Origin of the sequence: Micromonospora sp. NPDC049049, from assembly GCF_040649115.1 — a bacterium.
In the GTDB taxonomy this organism is placed as follows: Bacteria; Actinomycetota; Actinomycetes; order Mycobacteriales; family Micromonosporaceae; genus Micromonospora.
The window spans coordinates 473,785-488,878 of the sequence record NZ_JBEZEX010000001.1 but is presented as its reverse complement, the minus strand read 5'-3'; the positions used below and the strand labels follow the sequence as shown (position 1 = coordinate 488,878).

The 15,094-nt window shown below is 65.4% G+C and carries 12 protein-coding genes and 1 tRNA gene; 5 read left to right on the top strand and 8 right to left on the bottom strand.

Annotated features, from left to right (window positions below; genetic code table 11):
- Positions 1-134: 134 nt before the first annotated feature.
- Positions 135-530: a transcriptional regulator gene (locus AB0B68_RS02270; RefSeq protein WP_091402451.1), complete on the bottom strand. Its 396-nt coding sequence runs from the start codon at positions 528-530 to the stop codon at positions 135-137.
- 133 nt (positions 531-663) lie between these two features.
- Here AB0B68_RS02270 and AB0B68_RS02265 point away from each other — a divergent pair, with 133 nt between their 5' ends.
- Together AB0B68_RS02265 and AB0B68_RS02260 are read left to right on the top strand one after the other, a co-directional pair.
- A complete protein-coding gene (locus tag AB0B68_RS02265; protein ID WP_357257481.1) occupies positions 664-1,503 on the top strand; it encodes a TIGR02391 family protein in 840 nt (279 codons plus the stop codon).
- Positions 1,504-2,194: 691 nt separating this feature from the next.
- Positions 2,195-2,638 (top strand): hypothetical protein, encoded by a 444-nt coding sequence (locus AB0B68_RS02260; RefSeq protein ID WP_357257479.1) that lies wholly within the window; start codon positions 2,195-2,197, stop codon positions 2,636-2,638.
- Here the strand turns inward: AB0B68_RS02260 and AB0B68_RS02255 are convergent.
- The 3 genes from AB0B68_RS02255 to AB0B68_RS02245 all read right to left on the bottom strand — a co-directional run bounded on the left by AB0B68_RS02255 (position 2,628) and on the right by AB0B68_RS02245 (position 4,608).
- The gene (locus AB0B68_RS02255; RefSeq protein WP_357257477.1) at positions 2,628-3,404 is read right to left on the bottom strand and encodes a glycosyltransferase; all 777 of its coding nucleotides are present in this window, start codon (positions 3,402-3,404) and stop codon (positions 2,628-2,630) included. The genes AB0B68_RS02260 and AB0B68_RS02255 overlap by 11 nt on opposite strands.
- Complete coding sequence (locus AB0B68_RS02250; protein WP_145790269.1) at positions 3,392-4,213, bottom strand: GntR family transcriptional regulator; 822 nt, start codon at positions 4,211-4,213, stop codon at positions 3,392-3,394. Before AB0B68_RS02250 ends, AB0B68_RS02255 begins: the two co-directional genes overlap by 13 nt.
- 149 nt (positions 4,214-4,362) lie before the next feature.
- On the bottom strand, positions 4,363-4,608 hold the full coding sequence (locus AB0B68_RS02245) for a precorrin-4 C11-methyltransferase (protein ID WP_357257475.1): 246 nt from the start codon (positions 4,606-4,608) through the stop codon (positions 4,363-4,365).
- Positions 4,609-5,586: 978 nt separating this feature from the next.
- On the opposite strand from AB0B68_RS02245, the gene AB0B68_RS02240 reads away from it, so the two are divergent.
- Together AB0B68_RS02240 and AB0B68_RS02235 are read left to right on the top strand one after the other, a co-directional pair.
- Positions 5,587-6,009, top strand: a complete 423-nt coding sequence (locus AB0B68_RS02240) for a GntR family transcriptional regulator (RefSeq protein ID WP_357257473.1) — start codon at positions 5,587-5,589, stop codon at positions 6,007-6,009.
- Positions 6,010-6,601: 592 nt separating this feature from the next.
- Positions 6,602-9,598, top strand: coding sequence for a hypothetical protein (locus tag AB0B68_RS02235; protein ID WP_357257472.1), 2,997 nt, complete (start codon positions 6,602-6,604; stop codon positions 9,596-9,598).
- Between the two features lie 674 nt (positions 9,599-10,272).
- On the opposite strand, the gene AB0B68_RS02230 is transcribed toward AB0B68_RS02235, so the two are convergent.
- Positions 10,273-10,356 (bottom strand) — tRNA-Tyr (locus AB0B68_RS02230).
- Positions 10,357-10,503: 147 nt separating this feature from the next.
- Here AB0B68_RS02230 and AB0B68_RS02225 point away from each other — a divergent pair.
- The gene (locus AB0B68_RS02225) at positions 10,504-10,998 is read left to right on the top strand and encodes a YajQ family cyclic di-GMP-binding protein (RefSeq protein ID WP_091402478.1); all 495 of its coding nucleotides are present in this window, start codon (positions 10,504-10,506) and stop codon (positions 10,996-10,998) included.
- Positions 10,999-11,201: 203 nt separating this feature from the next.
- Here AB0B68_RS02225 and AB0B68_RS02220 read toward each other — a convergent pair whose 3' ends face one another.
- The 3 genes from AB0B68_RS02220 to AB0B68_RS02210 form a co-directional block, all read right to left on the bottom strand.
- Positions 11,202-12,461 carry an MFS transporter gene (locus AB0B68_RS02220; RefSeq protein WP_357257471.1) on the bottom strand — a complete coding sequence of 420 codons (1,260 nt, stop codon included), beginning with the start codon at positions 12,459-12,461 and terminating at the stop codon, positions 11,202-11,204.
- Between the two features lie 138 nt (positions 12,462-12,599).
- Positions 12,600-13,475 carry a zinc metalloprotease HtpX gene (gene htpX, locus AB0B68_RS02215; RefSeq protein ID WP_124858758.1) on the bottom strand — a complete coding sequence of 292 codons (876 nt, stop codon included), beginning with the start codon at positions 13,473-13,475 and terminating at the stop codon, positions 12,600-12,602.
- 116 nt (positions 13,476-13,591) lie between these two features.
- Positions 13,592-15,070 carry a proton-conducting transporter membrane subunit gene (locus AB0B68_RS02210; protein ID WP_357257470.1) on the bottom strand — a complete coding sequence of 493 codons (1,479 nt, stop codon included), beginning with the start codon at positions 15,068-15,070 and terminating at the stop codon, positions 13,592-13,594.
- Positions 15,071-15,094: the final 24 nt, after the last annotated feature.

Below are 15,094 nucleotides of genomic sequence, written 5' to 3'. Positions count from 1 at the left end.
CACTGTGGGCCGCCGCAGGACGGCGGGCATACGCTTGGACATGTCACTACCTCTCTCGACAGAGCAGGGGAAAGAGACAGAGGGCGGGGCTGCCGTCCGCCAAGACCTGACAGCCCCGCCCCCACCAAATGCGGCTACTGCGCCGCCTTCGTCGCCACGCCCGCCGGGGCACGCATCCCGGTTGCCCGCAGCGAATACGCCATCCGACCGTTGTTGCCCACGTACGGCGTGACGGTCATGCCGTCGAACTCGACCGCCTCGAACAGACCACCCGTCGGCGGCACCGGCTGGTAGTCCGCCGAGATCTTCACCGTCGTCTCCCGCGACCGCTTCCCCAGCTCCGGATCCAGGTCCATCACCCGGACCTGCCACACCCGCTGGCCGGTCAGCTTGTCCTTCGCCGGGCTACGCCGGCCGGTCTTCTCGTCGTAGTCCTCGACCTCGCCCAGAGACTCGGGCACCAACGCGCACCCCGCCGGGAACACGTCCTCACACCGCACCGCGAACCTCGTGCCGCCTCGCAGAGCCATCGCTCAACCTCCAACTTGTTAACTTGTCTGCCAAGTTGCGTTCCACGTTAGACGGCGCTTGGCAGACAAGTCAACAAGTCGTTTCGCGTGATCGACCGTGCCCGTAGAGGGGCTGATGCGAGATCATCTAGGGATGGAAGCCCTCCGAAGCCCCCGCTACCTGCAGTTCATCGCGGACGCAGTCACTGCATTTCGCGCGGAGTTCGTGCATTTTATGGAGTTACACGAAATCAACCGTATGATGGCTCGTGGAATTGCTCCAGCTGTCTTCCCTCGTAGCGGAACAGACCCTGCGAAGATTGCCGAAATTCGCTCCAGGGTCTCTCGTTCAGCAGGCCGAGCACTGGAAGCTACGGCAATAACGAACAGTTACATCATGGTGCAGGGAGTGGGCAAGATTGACCCAATTGCCAATTGGGCTTCAATCACGGATCCCAAGCCAGTCGTTGAACCTGACAATGTCCTAGGCGCTTGTGACCAAATGCTTGGACGCTTGGAGGCAATGGTTGCCAGAGCTGAAGCCGAAGCCGTTCCGCTGGTCGGAGTGGAGGCGATGCATCCCGTAGTGTGGGGCGCAGCAGGAAGGCTTTGGCGGGATGGCCACTTTCGTCATGCTGTAGCTGCGGCAGCCGAAAGCCTAGTTGCGTCCTTGAAAACACGGACGGGAAGAAACGATGTGGCCGAGACTGCTCTTTGGCAGGAGGTTTTTTCGGAGCGGGAACCCGCTCCGGGCAAGCCGCGCTTGAGGTGGCCAGGCTCCTCGAAAGATCGCGAGGTCAAAACAATGAACGACGGCCTCAGGCAGTTTGCTCCTGGCGTCCAGATGACCATCCGGAACTCAGCGGCGCACGGCACGACGGAGCTTGAAGAGCAAGCAGCGCTGGAGAGGCTGGCCGCTCTGAGCCTGCTTGCAAGATGGGTCGATGACTGCGAGGTGGCAAGCGTGCCACCGGTGGGCAGCGCCAACTCCTGACCCAGGATCGCCTGACCGCTGGGCCGGTCACCGGCCGTCTTCGAACTCTTGCACCATCTGTAGTAGTGACGAAAGCACCAAATGCTCAACAAGGTCAGGCCACGCAAGACGTGAATCTTCCCGCAGAGCTCGGCCGTTCATCGCCGGTAAAACTCGGCCAGCATCACGGCAATCCCAGGCCCACCAACAGGTTGCGGTAGCCCTTACTGCAACAGGGCGGACGCGGCAGGTGTGACCTCTAGACGAAGTCCAGCCATAACGTCATGCATGTCATTATAAAAGAACCTGCCATGGCAACGACGGTATCACGCAAAAACCCCACGCCAAAGGCCTTCCCGCTGCATCGGGCAGCAAGGAAACAGCTTGCGCTTCAGCCAGCTAACGTCGATACCGCGGGCACCCCTCGAGGGGCGTTCAAGCGACAGGAAAGGAATCACCGAGAGCCGCGGCACGTAGACATTACTGGTCAAGAGAGGGGGTTGAACGTGACCGAACTTAGCTTCTCCGTGCGAATTCCGCGCGAGATTGCCATCCAGATCATCATCGTGATCGTGGTGGTCATCGGCGGCACTAGCCTGGCCGTCTGACGGGGGAATCAGTTTGGGCGGGGGTCTCAGTCCCCGGAGCCTCCCGCCCAGACCTGCCTGCTCTAATGGCGTGATCCATGGCCGGCGCTGGGTAAAGAGACGCCATGTCAGGGATTGAGCCAAGGCCGTCGGGCCATCAACAAGACCAGCGTCCGGCCGGATTAGATGATGAAACTGTCGAGGCGCTGGGCGAGTTGAGCAAGGCACTAGAGACGGTCCACCGCGTGCGCGGCCATCTGTACTCGGCGCACCAACTCGTCGGCGGCGCTGACCTCACGCTAAGTCACGTCGTCGAGTTGCTACGCCAGGCAGGGCACCACCAGGTCGCGGATCGCGTCGAGCATGAATTAATCGGTCGCAACGTCCTCCCGGGGCGTTGGACGTTTCAGATCGTGGAGGAGTTCGACGACGGCTACTACGCCGCGTTCCAGGAGATTGAGCGGGACGCGCGGGAGAAGCTAGCCGGCGGTCGGCGGCACATCTTCGAGGCGGAGATGAAGGAGCGGCGGCGTACCCACGGGATGCCGGGGCACGAAGCTACGCCGTAGCGCTGCCGTCGAAGCCGTCGGGGATCATCGAGGCCAGGGCGTTGGCTCTGGCCTCGATAATCCTCATCCGACCCTGGTACTCAGCCGGTTCCCGGTGTGCCGCCTGGCTGGTGACCTGGCCGGGCCACTTGCGGTAGAGCAGGCCGTATTCGCGGGTGAAGTAGCCCGCGGTGACCGCGTTGGCGGCGAGCAGGAGGCCGGTGTCCTCGGAGGCGGGCAGAGCCATCCAGCCGCCCAGGGCGAAGACGAGATCCCGCCGCAGGCACAGGGTGGCCGGGTGCACCGATGCTCGGTAGTCGTTGGCCTGCCAGAACGCCAGGACCGAACCGCGGTCGATGACCCCGCCGGCCGGGTCCTTGTCCCATCCGGCGGTCGAACCGTCGGGCAGCAGGTCGAGTACCCGCGAGGTGGTCCAGCCGATCCGTGGGTGCGCGTCGAACGCGGCGATGTCCCGGGCGAGCGCGCCGGGGGTCAACTGGTCGTCGGCGTCCAGGACCTTGATGAGTTGCCCGGAGACCCGGGAAAGAGCGAGGGTACGGGCAACACCAGGCCCACCGGGACGGCCGGTGCCCAGACTGATCCGGGGATCGTCAGGGAGCGCGTCGACCAGGGCGCCGGTCTGCCCGTCCTCCTGGACGAGCCATTCCCAGTCCCAGCCGTCAGGCATCTCCTGCTTGGCCAACGACTCGTAGGCGCCAGCCAGGTGCTCGATGCTGGGCGCGTGGACCGGGGTGATGACCGAGACGAGCTGCGTCAAGTTTTCCACCGCTGGAGTTTGTGGGAGTAGACAAGCTCGGTGCGGTCACCCGGCATCACCACGTCGGCGACCTCTACGACCCGGCCGGTGGTGTCGGTCGAGGTCTTCCGTACGGTGAGCACGGAGACGCCCGGGTCGATGTCCAGCAGCTCGGCCTCATCGGGCGACGGCGGGCGGGCGCGGATCTCGTCGTCGATCCGGTCCAGCTCGATGCCGAGCGTGTAGAGCTGGTGCTGCGTGCCGCCCGGCCACGGTTCTTTGCCCGCGTCGAGTAGGTCCGGGTTCGCGGCCACCAGGTCGTACGGCAGGTAGGAGTACGACACGGTCAGCGGCGCGTTCTCGTGCCGCGACGACGTCCAGTAGACCCGCCGCAGCAGCGGCGTACCCGGCTCGACCTGTAAGGCCGCCGCCATCTCCGCATCAGCCTCGACCCGGGAGTATTCGGCGTGGAACTTCAGGTCGTCGACGGTCAGGCCGGTGTCGTGCTCGGTGGCGCCGGTCTTCAGCCGCTCGTCCTCGTCGAGCAGGACGCGATCCTTCTCCCACTGGTACCGCTCGGTGTTGCGACGGCGTACCCGCTGGCGGGGTGCCCGGACGTAGGTGCCGCGCCCCTGCTCCGCCCGGACCAGGCCCCATTCCCGAAGCTGCCGGATAGCGTTGCGGACGCTCGTGCGCGACAGACCCGAGGTGTCGGCCAACTCGGTCTCGCTGGGCATTAGCGTGCCAGGGGCCAATTCACCGCTCACGATTTTTGCCCGCAACTCTTCCGCGAGTTGCAGGTAGCGAGGGCGCCAGTCCCGGCCTTGCACACCGGTCACCGTACCCCCTAGACGTTCCAACGTCTGCCAGGTGGTTCCGCCAGCGGGCCGTTCGGGAACCGGAGGCACCGCCACCGCTGCTCGCGGTGACCCCGCAGGGCGCAGGCCAGGAGTACGAGGAACGGCTGAGCCCCGACGTGCGTTGGCGTTCACCGCGTCTCTCCGGCCCGCTCGCCGCCTTCTGCCGGTGTCAGCATCTCCAGCTGGGCGTACACCAGCTCGTCGATGAGCCGGTCCACTTGCGCGGGCGACAAAAGCACGGTCTGCGTCGCGCCGTATCGGGTCGCGTCGAGCTTCACGGCCAGGTCCCGGCGGGCGAACCGGTCGACGATCAGTTGGACGGTGACCCAACCGCTCCGCTCCCGTCCGATGGTGGAGAGAAGCCCGCGGTGCATCGGGTCGTTCGGTCCACAGCCTCGACACCAGACTGGGCACAGGACCGGCGCGACCGACGACGGCGACGGCCTCTCTGGGCTGGCAGCGCCCTCACTCATCGCTGGCCCCCTGCTGCCCGGTGGCCTGGGCCAGCGATCCGCGAAGTTGCTCAACCAGTTGGGCCGCCTGCGGCAAGGACAGCTCCGCCCAGGCATTCCCGGCTCGGCACGTCACATGAACACCGACCATGGGACCACCCAGAGCCTCACTACTGATGAGGTACGTGACGACGAGTCCACCCGCCCGACTCTCGCCGACCCGCTGCATTGAGCCACGATGACGACGGGCCATATGAGTCATAACCGGCGGCACCAGGTAGCCGCAGCGATCGGGGGCGCACCAGTCCGGGTGGCTTGTGACGGCGGCCGGCTTGTTCGTACGACTCATCGCGGCCACCGCCCGCCGTTGCCTCGGAAGAGCTGGGCTCGCGTCATCAAGGGCGCGTACCGGAGCGCTGGCAATTCGCGGGTGACACCCGTCGACCACCGCGGCGAGGAGGTAGTAGATCCCGCGCGTGGACTCGACTGAACGTTGCTGGTGGCACGCCGAGCAGACGGGCGCCTCCGAGGCCACCAGGACGAGAACCAACGGTGTCGACGATGGGAGCCGGACATCGCACCTCCACAGGTAGACGGGGAACGGTGGCCAGCCACGGGGGAATGGGGCCGGCCACCGGCCCGGATGAAGGCACGGCACACCGTCCGACACGGGACGGGTCGGGTATTGCCGAGCCAACTTGTACGCGCGGCTACCGCAACCGGTCCGACAGGACGCCGCGCATCAGGTGCGACCGGAGCCGGTGCGAGGCCACCCCTGACACATGCCGTCACCTCAGCCGCACAACAGGAAACGTATCTACAAGTGGACGAGTTGTCTAGACGTGGAAACAGGTCACTTGGTTGGCACTTGGTAAGACAAGTGCCAGGTACGGTGAGCAGGTGCCCACCCCGCACTACGGACAGCCCCGCTACCGCGTCATCGCAGACGAGCTGAAGAAACGCATCGAGGGCGGCGTCATCCCGGCCGGGTCTCTCTTGCCGTCAGAGAGCGCCCTGTGTGCTGAATTTCAGGCAGCCCGCGGCACGATCCGTAAGGCGATAGCGGTCTTACGGAATGCAAGCTTGGTCGCCACCGAGCATGGTCGGGGCACCTATGCGAACCTCCAGCCAGGGGGCGGTCAGACAGATGAAGACCTTGAGTCCGAAACACTACAGCGGCAAGTTCTTGCAGACATCGAGCTTGCAGCCCTCTTTGATGTCGATGTGGGTGCGGTTCTGATCGAACAACAGCTAGTTGATAGGAGGAATGGGGCGGTTAGCAGGGTTGTAAGAACCTACCGCTCACTCCGATCGAACGGGTAGAACCGACTGCAGCTTCGGTGCATGGTCGAGGGCGGGCCGCGACGGCACGCTCATTCCACCGTGCGAACGTGCAACTCCCTGTGGTTTCTAAGACCATCAAGCCGGCGGCCGACAGCTGGCTGCCGGGCACGTGCTGGCCGAAGCACGGACGCGGAGCGAAGTTTGCCGCTCGAAGTATCTCTCCTCTAGATGGCGGCGCCCCGTGACCAAAAGCTCGCGGAGCACGAGGAGCGATGCGGACAGCGCCGGCGTCTGACGGTGCTGATGGTGTGGTGCTTCACCCGAGGTTCCTTCATGTGAAAGCGCTCTGACTCAACCCGGGCGGGGCAGCTGCCAGCGGATGACCGCCCGGTGGATCTTTGCGGGAAACCAACCTGCACGCCGAAGACCCGGTACAGCCGAGCAGAGCACCGACGGGACAACCAGAGCCCACCAGCTATCAACGTCGCCTTGATCGGCCAAGGACGGTCGATAGAGCAAACATCAGGAATCCCCCTGAAACAAGGCGGAAAGGCGGGCTGACAGGCGCCAAAAGTCGATCTAATATAGAGCAGCACCACTGCACCCATGGGAGCGCTCCGAGGAGGAGTCAATGACCGGTGTCGACGGCGGGCGGATTGCCGCCCGGGGCTTTCAGTACCAATATCTGCGGACGCTTGAGTACATGGTAGAAGCCATCGGCAACCCGGCGATCTCCGCATGCAGAGTGGAGGGCGAGCCCCACCCAGCAAATCCCGAGGGCGTCGACGCGGTCGACTTCGACATGATAGACGACACGGGAAGGGTTCTCATCGCCGCTCAGGTCAAGAGCCGAGCTGCCGGGGCGAAGATGGGACTGGCGGAAACCTGCACCGTTCTTGCCAAGCTTGTAGCACGAAGCGACGCAGGTTCCTACTTACTTCTTACGGATGCGACCGTACCCCAGGATATCCAACTCATCTTCGAGCAAGTTACCGAGAATAGCCCAGTCTCGGAGTTCCGCACCACGCTGACTGATGCACTAAATGGCGCCCCTCGCGCCCTGGCAGAGCTGAACGCGTTGAGTGAAACCCAGTTCGGACGACTTCGTCGGTGTCGGGTTATAGCCGACAGCCGCGACCGCGAGGAGTTGCGCGAAGCCATACGCAATTCACTTCTCAAGTGGCGGCGCAGCCATGGGAGCAGCATCGGAGTCCAATCGAGCGGCCTCCTTGTGTCGTTCTTAGTATCTGAGACTCTGCGCAGAGCCGCCGCACCGGAACATGCCGTCTGGACATTAGACGAATTCCGTAACATGCTCCACCTGAATGACAATGCCTTGAGCGAGGCACTGGGCCAGCGAGATTGGGGACGGATTGTTGGAGTTATGGCGCCGGTTCCCGACGTGGCAAGACCGGACCTGCTAAATAAACTATCTGAAGCACTTCGTCCACGAAACTCAGGTGCGCGATCAGTAACACGATCGGCGCTAGTAGGCCCTTCCGGGATCGGCAAGTCCAGCCTAGCGGCCGCATACGTGGCAGAATATGTGGACCTTTATGATCTAGTCCTTTGGGCTGACGCGGCCAGCGAGGCCGCCCTGTTCGACTCCTTCCGGAACATTGGCTTATGGATGGGCCTTGACGGGGCCCTCGGAACCAATTCACTTAGGACTCTAATCCACGAGCGCCTGGCGTCCTTCCCTGGCCGGTGGCTTCTCGTCATGGACGACGCAGATGCAGAATCGGTCGAACAGTGGATTCCCCGGGTGGGCAGTGGCGACGTAATCATTACATCGCTAGACAGCGTTCACGGCTTCGGCAATAGTCGGCTTGTGCCGGTAAGCTCGATGCTTCCGATCGAAGCAGAGGCCCTCCTCCTTGCCAGACTGCACCCTCGAAACGCCGACGAAGCGGAGGGCCGGAATGCGCTTGGCCGGCTCGCCGCAGCACTAGAATATTGGCCCCTTGCTCTAGAACTTGCGGCAGCTTACCTGCGCAGCTGCGGCTTTGGGGTTGACGATATTGAGCACTACCTGAAGAACCTGAAAATGCGGTCGTTAAGCGACAAGACGTCCGTACCAACGGGTTACCCACGAACGCTCGTTGCGGCGATAGAATTGGGTTTGACGCGTATAAACTTCTTGTCGGACGATGACGGTACTGCGCAGCTCGTAAACGATCTACTTATAACAGCATGCTATCTCGCTCAGCGCAGGATTCCAGTACAGTTAGTTGTATCAGCAGCACGCTTCCCTCCGGAGAACGTGCCGCCACAACGCGGAACAATATTCAGTGATGAGCCAGAGATTCCTGAAGCATTTCGCCTATTGAAGCGGGTGTCGTTCTCCAGAAATGATTCGCCATTGCCGGCCTCTTTCAACGATAATCCCCGTGCGCGCATTACTGTCACCATTAACAGCATTTTACAGGAAGTGATTCGCGATCGCGTTGAGCGAGCACATCCCAGACATACGGTCACGGCCGAGCTAGACAAGCTGGCGTTCTATGTCGACTTATGGCTCGAAGCGGCAATTCACAATGGCGAAGCTGATCGCGTCCACGTAATTGCACCTCATGCGGAGGTGCTGTCTGGACACTTGCGCCGCCTAGGGGTTGCGACGAACAATGCGGCCGTCATGACGGGTAACCTCGCAAGCTTTCACAGCGCGCAGGGCAACTTCCCAGAAGCGCAAGACTTACTAGAATCCGAACTGGCCCTATTCGAGATGATCGAGGAGCCGAATGAACTAGTTCGTCAGCAGGCGCGCATCTACCTTGCAACGATTCTTATAATTCGTGGGGATGGAGGTGCACCGACCACGCAGGATGCCGTGAGACTTTTGGAGCCTGTGGTTCCTTACCTGTACTCCCTTTCCCTTGACCCCGAGGCGCAGGATGCAGCATCCTTCCTTTGTGGCCAAGCCAGGGAGGCCCTATTGGGTAGGGCTGGATGTGACCAGCAGGTGGCCGCCCCTTTGCTGACCGCTCTAGAAGATCTGGCAGGCAGACTGCCAAAACACAGCATTGTAAGCGCGATTGAGGCTGCCCGCCAGGCGAGTGGCCTTATTCAATCAGGCGATCCCTCGCAAGCGGAATTAGTCTGCCGGCAACATCTCAACGAGGAGAGTGCAGGTGCCGGAAACCTTTATCTGGAGCTGCGGCGCCTTTTGGTCGAGGCAGTCCTTAAGCAGGATCGATGGCAGGATGCACGGGTGGAACTCGATAACCTGATCGCTCGAATGGGCGATGTTCCTCTGTACAGGGAAGCTGTAGGCATGACCCTTCATAATTTAGGGCTTCATGCGGCGCTTCAGACGGTTCTGTCCACTCAAAAAGAGGCCCGTCAGTTCTTTTTTCACATCATGAGTCTGCCCCAACTGGACGTTGCTCGCACTGCTGCTCCGGACGATGAGGCTTGGAGGTTCGCGGTTCTTGACCTAGCACACACGTTCGCAAAAAGTGGACGCAATGAGGCGGTCGCCTTGTCTGCGATCGTGAAGAATACCCTCCCCGCTAAACCTCGGGACAGCCAAGACAGGGGATGGATAATGTTTGCCCATTTATTGTTCCAACTGGTCGAAGGCCGTTCTATGGCTGAAGTATTACGGACCTTTGAGGAGAAGGGCTAGGTCTTGGGAGGGCCGGCGACATTACTCATCGGGCGTACAGACAGCCATAGAAACTGGTCGGCCCAATAGCCCAAGCGCTCGGACGTGGAGCGGTCGCCCAGGACAGTGCGCCCAGAAACTTGTAGACAAACCCTCCGACTAGACTCCCCGGCCAGTGCTGCCGATTTGCTCTGTTTTCAATCAAGGCACCGCGCTTCGCGCGGCGTGGGGCGGTAACCCGGCCGGCGGCAAGCCGCCCCGGCCGCCTCCGGCGCCGGGGCGGAGAGCCACCGAATGCCGCCGGACCGCCGCCCCGAGTCTGTTGATCCGCCCGACGGCACGATCACGGCCAGGCGATACGGAAGCCGAACCGGTCGGCCTCGTCGACGATCAGGGCTTCCGACTGCCGCGCCAGTCCAACCCCGGGACTGGCTTGCCCCCGGTCCCTCTCCCGCAGCCGGCGACACCTCACCGCGGACCCCTCAGCCGATCGCTACACGCACGGACTCCGTCGTACCGGACCCAGCCACCAACCCGTTGTTCGCAGCCACAGACGAGCCCTCAGACGGCAAGATCGACCTGCCCACCATCTGCCCACAACCAGTCGTAGACGGCTGGACTCAGCCGGACCGGGCCGGACAGACGACAACGGCCCCCGACCAGCATTTCTGCTGGTCGGGGGCCGTGTCTGCACCTGGTGGCGGGTAGAGGATTCGAACCTCTGAAGCTTTCGCGACGGATTTACAGTCCGCTCCCATTGGCCGCTCGGGCAACCCGCCAGGGCACCCCACCGCGTCGTAACGCGGCGGCGGAAGCAAGGATAGCGGCTCCCCCCGGCACCTACGCAACCGGGTACGGTCAGGGGGTCGTGCCGCTGGTCGGCGGCCGACGGCAGGCCCAGACCGCCGGACAGCAGGAGCAGAATCATGGCAGCGAACCCGTCGTTCGACATCGTGAGCAAGGTTGACCGTCAGGAGGTCGACAACGCCCTTCGTCAGGCGGAGAAGGAGCTTGCGACGCGGTTCGACTTCCGCGGCACCGGCGCTGAGATCTCCTGGTCTGGCGAGGAGGCGATCGGCCTTCAGGCGGAGACCGAAGAGCGCGTCCGCGCCGCGTTGGACGTGTTCAAGGAGAAGCTCGTCAAGCGGAACATCTCGCTGAAGTCGCTGGATGCCGGGGAGCCGCGCCCGTCGGGCAAGATCTTCAAGATCGACTGCAAGGTGATCCAGGGCATCGAGACGGACAAGGCCAAGGCCATCAGCAAGAAGATCCGCGAAGAGGGCCCCAAGGGCGTGCAGGCGCAGATTCAGGGCGACCAGCTGCGGGTGACCGGCAAGAAGAGGGACGACCTCCAGGCGGTCATCTCGCTGCTCAAGGGCGAGGACTTCGGCGTCGCCCTCCAGTTCAACAACTACCGCTGACGGCCATCCACAGCGATCCGGTCCCCGACCACAGGGCGTCCAGCTGAGGTCGACTCGGCTTCCTGAAAGTCGGGGCGTCCGGGCGACTGGGACACCGCGACTTTCAGGAACCCGAGTCGATCAAGGGCAACCCGACCACGACGCCAGCCGACCACGACGCGGACCCACCACGACGCGAGCCGGCCAGCCAGCCAGCCAGTAGGTCAGACGGGGACGGGGTGTTCGGCGCGTACCGCGGTGGTTTCCGCGCGGGCGATGGGCCCGGCGGGTAGTGCGGCGACCGCGGCCCCGACGGCGACCGCCGCCCCGGCGAACAGGAACGCCCAGCGGACGCCACCGGCGTGGTCGACGATCACGCCGGCCACCGAGCCGCCGGCGGCGCTCGACGCCACAGCGACGGTGACCACCCAGGTGTACGCCTCGTTCAACATCCCGGTCGGGGCGATCCGGCCGACCAGGGTGTTCTCCAGGGTCAGCGCGGGCGCGATGGTGGCCCCGCCGGCGATCAGCGCGACACCCAGCGCGAGCGGGTTGGGCATCACCGCGAAGACGGCGAAGGTGGCGGCCAGCGCGGCGAGCAGCAGGGCGAACTGTCGGGTCATGTTCGGTGCCGGCTTGCGGACGCCGAACCAGATCCCACCGATGGCGCTGCCGATCCCCCAGACGGCGAGCAGGACGCCGGCGAGGCTCTCCGGGTCGCCGGTGGCGTGGTCGCTCGCGAACGCCGGGACGATCACACCGGCGGCCCCGAACGCGATGCCGAGGCCGGCGACGCAGATCAGCAGGGCCGGGAAGCCGGCGACCCGTAGCGGGCCGAGGCCGCGCGCGTGGTGTTCCTGCGGGTGCGGACGCCAGCCGCGCATGACCTGCCCGAGGGCCACGGTGGTCGTGCCGACCAGGGTGACCACTGCCGCACCGATCAGCGCGGCCGCCGCGTCGGCGACGAGGACGAAGCCGGCGACGAGCAGTGGGCCGAGGACGAAGACGATTTCGAACAGTGTGGTCTCGGCGGCCAGCGCGGTGTTGCGGAGGTGGTATCGGCCGGAGTTGGGGCCGGTCAGGTCGTTCCAGGCGCCTCGGATGGCGGCGCTGAGCGGCGGGTAGGTGGCGCCGGCAATGCCTGCGGCGAGGTAGATGACGGGGAGCGCGTCGTCGCCGGAGCGGCTGGCCAGCAGCAGCCCGATGAGTGCCAGCGGGTGGGCCACGGCGGTGAGCAGCAGGACGGGGCTGGGGCCGACCCGGTCGGCGATCCGCCCGGCGATCGGGCTGAGCGCGGCGCCGGCGAGGGCGTAGATGCCGCCGGCGATGGCGGCCAGCGAGTAGCGCCCGGTCACCTGCTCGACGACCAGGAGCAGCGCCAGCGGGGTCATGCCGATTCCGAGCCGCCCGATGATGCCGAAGATCAGCAGCATGGGCGCGCCGGGGATCCGCCAGACACCCAGGTACTGACGCAGCGCGGTCACCGTGAACCTCCCGAGGATGTAATGAGCGTAAGCCGTTATGACCCTAACGTCATCGCTCGGCCGGTAGACAACGGAAATACAGCACTCCGCCCGTACCCGGCGTGGCCAGGTACGGGCGGAGGCGGTGTTTTCAGCGGGTCAGCGCTGGAACTGGACCGGCCCCGAGTTGCGGGCCATCTGCTCCAGCCGGGCGACGCGGTCCTCCATCTTGGGGTGGGTGGAGAAGAGCGCCGCCATGCCGCCACCCCGGAACGGGTTGGCGATCATGAGGTGGGCGGTGCTGGTGAGCTGCCCCTGGGCCGGCAACGGCCGACGTCGGGCCACCGCGTCGATCTTGCGGAGCGCGCTGGCCAGGGCCAGCGGATCGCGGCTCAGCTCGGCGCCCGAGGCGTCCGCCTGGAACTCGCGGCTCCGGCTGATCGCCAACTGGATCACAGTGGCCGCGATCGGGCCCAGGATCAGGGTGAGCAGCAGCACAGCCGGGTTGGGTCGATCCTCGTCGTCCCCGCCGCCCAGCGGGATGAAGAAGGCGAGGTTCGCCAGCAGGGTGATGATGCTGGCCAGACCGGCCGCCACGCTGGAGATCAGGATGTCCCGGTTGTAGACGTGGGACAGCTCGTGCCCGATCACGCCGCGCAGCTCACGGTAGTCGAGGATCTCGGTGATGCCCTGGGTCACGCAGACGGCCGCGTGCTGCGGGTTGCGACCGGTGGCGAACGCGTTGGGCTGCGCGGTGGGGCTGACGTAGAGCCGCGGCATCGGCTGCCGGGCGTCGGTGGCCAACTCCCGGACCATCCGGTACAGCTCGGGGAACTGCGCCTCGGTGACCGGTTGCGCCCCCATCGAGCGCAGTGCGAGCTTGTCGGAGTAGAAGTAGGTGACGCCGTTCATGACCAGAGACACGACGACGGCGATGACCAGACCGCCGCTGCCGCCGAACCAGTAGCCCACCGCCAGGATCAGGGCGCTGAGCAGGCCGAGCAGCGCTGCGGTCTTCAGACGGTTGTGGTGCACGATGTCTCCTTCGGTGCACGGATCGCCGGGATCCGCTGACCGGTTCAACAACCCGGTACCCGTCAACCATCCGTTACAACGCTGAGAGTTCACTGAGACCGAAGTCGCAGGTCAGGTCAACGGCCGGCCAGGTCGAGCACCAGCTGCGGGGCGATACCCAGCACCACGGCGGCCACCGTCGCCACCGCCAGCACCACCCCCACCACGGGTACGGCCGCGGCACCGCCGACGTTCGGGGCGGCGAGGGGCGTCGGTGCCCACAGCGCGGCGGTCACCCGCAGGTAGTAGGCGAGCCCGATCACGGCGTTCAACGCCACCACCAGCGCCAGCCAGGCGGCGCCACCGTCCAGCAGCGCCCGGACCACTGTCACCTTCGCGAACAGGCCAGCCAGCCCCGGCGGTAGACCGGCCAGACCCACCAGCGCGAGACCGAACGCCACAGCTCGCCACGGGTGCCGCCGGGCTGCCCCGCGCAGGTCGTCCAGCGTGCCGCCGTCTGCACCCGCCGGCCGCAGCGCGGTCAATCCGGCGAACGCCGCCAGCTCCAACACCACGAAGAAGACGGCGTACGCGATGGCGGCCGCGTACGCGGCGGACCGCGCCTCGTCCGTGCGTCCGGCGGCCAGCGCCAACGCCCCCAACGGGGCGAGGATGTACCCGGCCTGCGCGACGGACGACCAGGCGAGCAGCCGGACGGTCCGCCGCTGACGCAGGGCGACCAGGTTGCCGACGGTCATGGTGAGCACGGCGAGCAGAGCGAGCACCGGACCGGTCTGGTCCGCCGGCAGCGCCCGTTGCACCACGGCGAGCAGGGCGACCAGGCCGCCCAGCTTCGACGCTGTGGACAGGTACGCGGCCACCGGCAGCGGCGCGCCGTCGTAGGTGGCCGGCGCCCAGGCGTGGAACGGCACCGCCGCCACCTTGAAGGCCAGGCCGACCAGCAACACCGCCACCGCGGCGGTGGTCAACGGCAGGTCCCGCAACTCTGGCTGCTCGGCGATCAACGCGCCGAGCCGGTCCAGGTGCAGCCCACCGGTCACCGCGTACAGCAGCGCCGCGCCGAGCAGGGTCAGCGTGGTCGCCACCACGCTGACCACGAAGAAGGTCAGCGCCGCCTCGGCGCTCGCGAGGCTGCCCCGGCGCAAGCCGACCAGCACGTACAGCGGCAGTGTCAGCGTCTCCAGCGCGACGATCAGCGTGATCAGGTCGCCGGCCGCACCGAGCACCACGCCGCCGGTCATCGAGCAGGCCAACAGGAAGGCGTACTCCCCGACCGGTGACCGCCCGGCCCGTAGCGCGGGCACCGACAGCCCGAGCACACCCACCGTGAGCAGCGCGACCACCACGGCGACCAGGGCCGCCCGACCGCCGAAGATCCAGGAGCAGTTGGCGCCCACGCAGAACGTCCGCCGCTCGGCACCCGCCCCGACCAGCGCGGAGCCGACGGCGGTGCCGAGCGCACCGAGCGCGGCCACGGCGAGGGTGGCCCGTGGCCGGGCCACGAGCAGATCGGTGATGAGCACGAGCACGGCCGTGCCGGCGGCCAGGTAGGCCGGCAGCAGCGCGACGCTGTCCACGCTCTGCACGACGTTCATCGGGGCTCGCCTTCGTTCGCGACT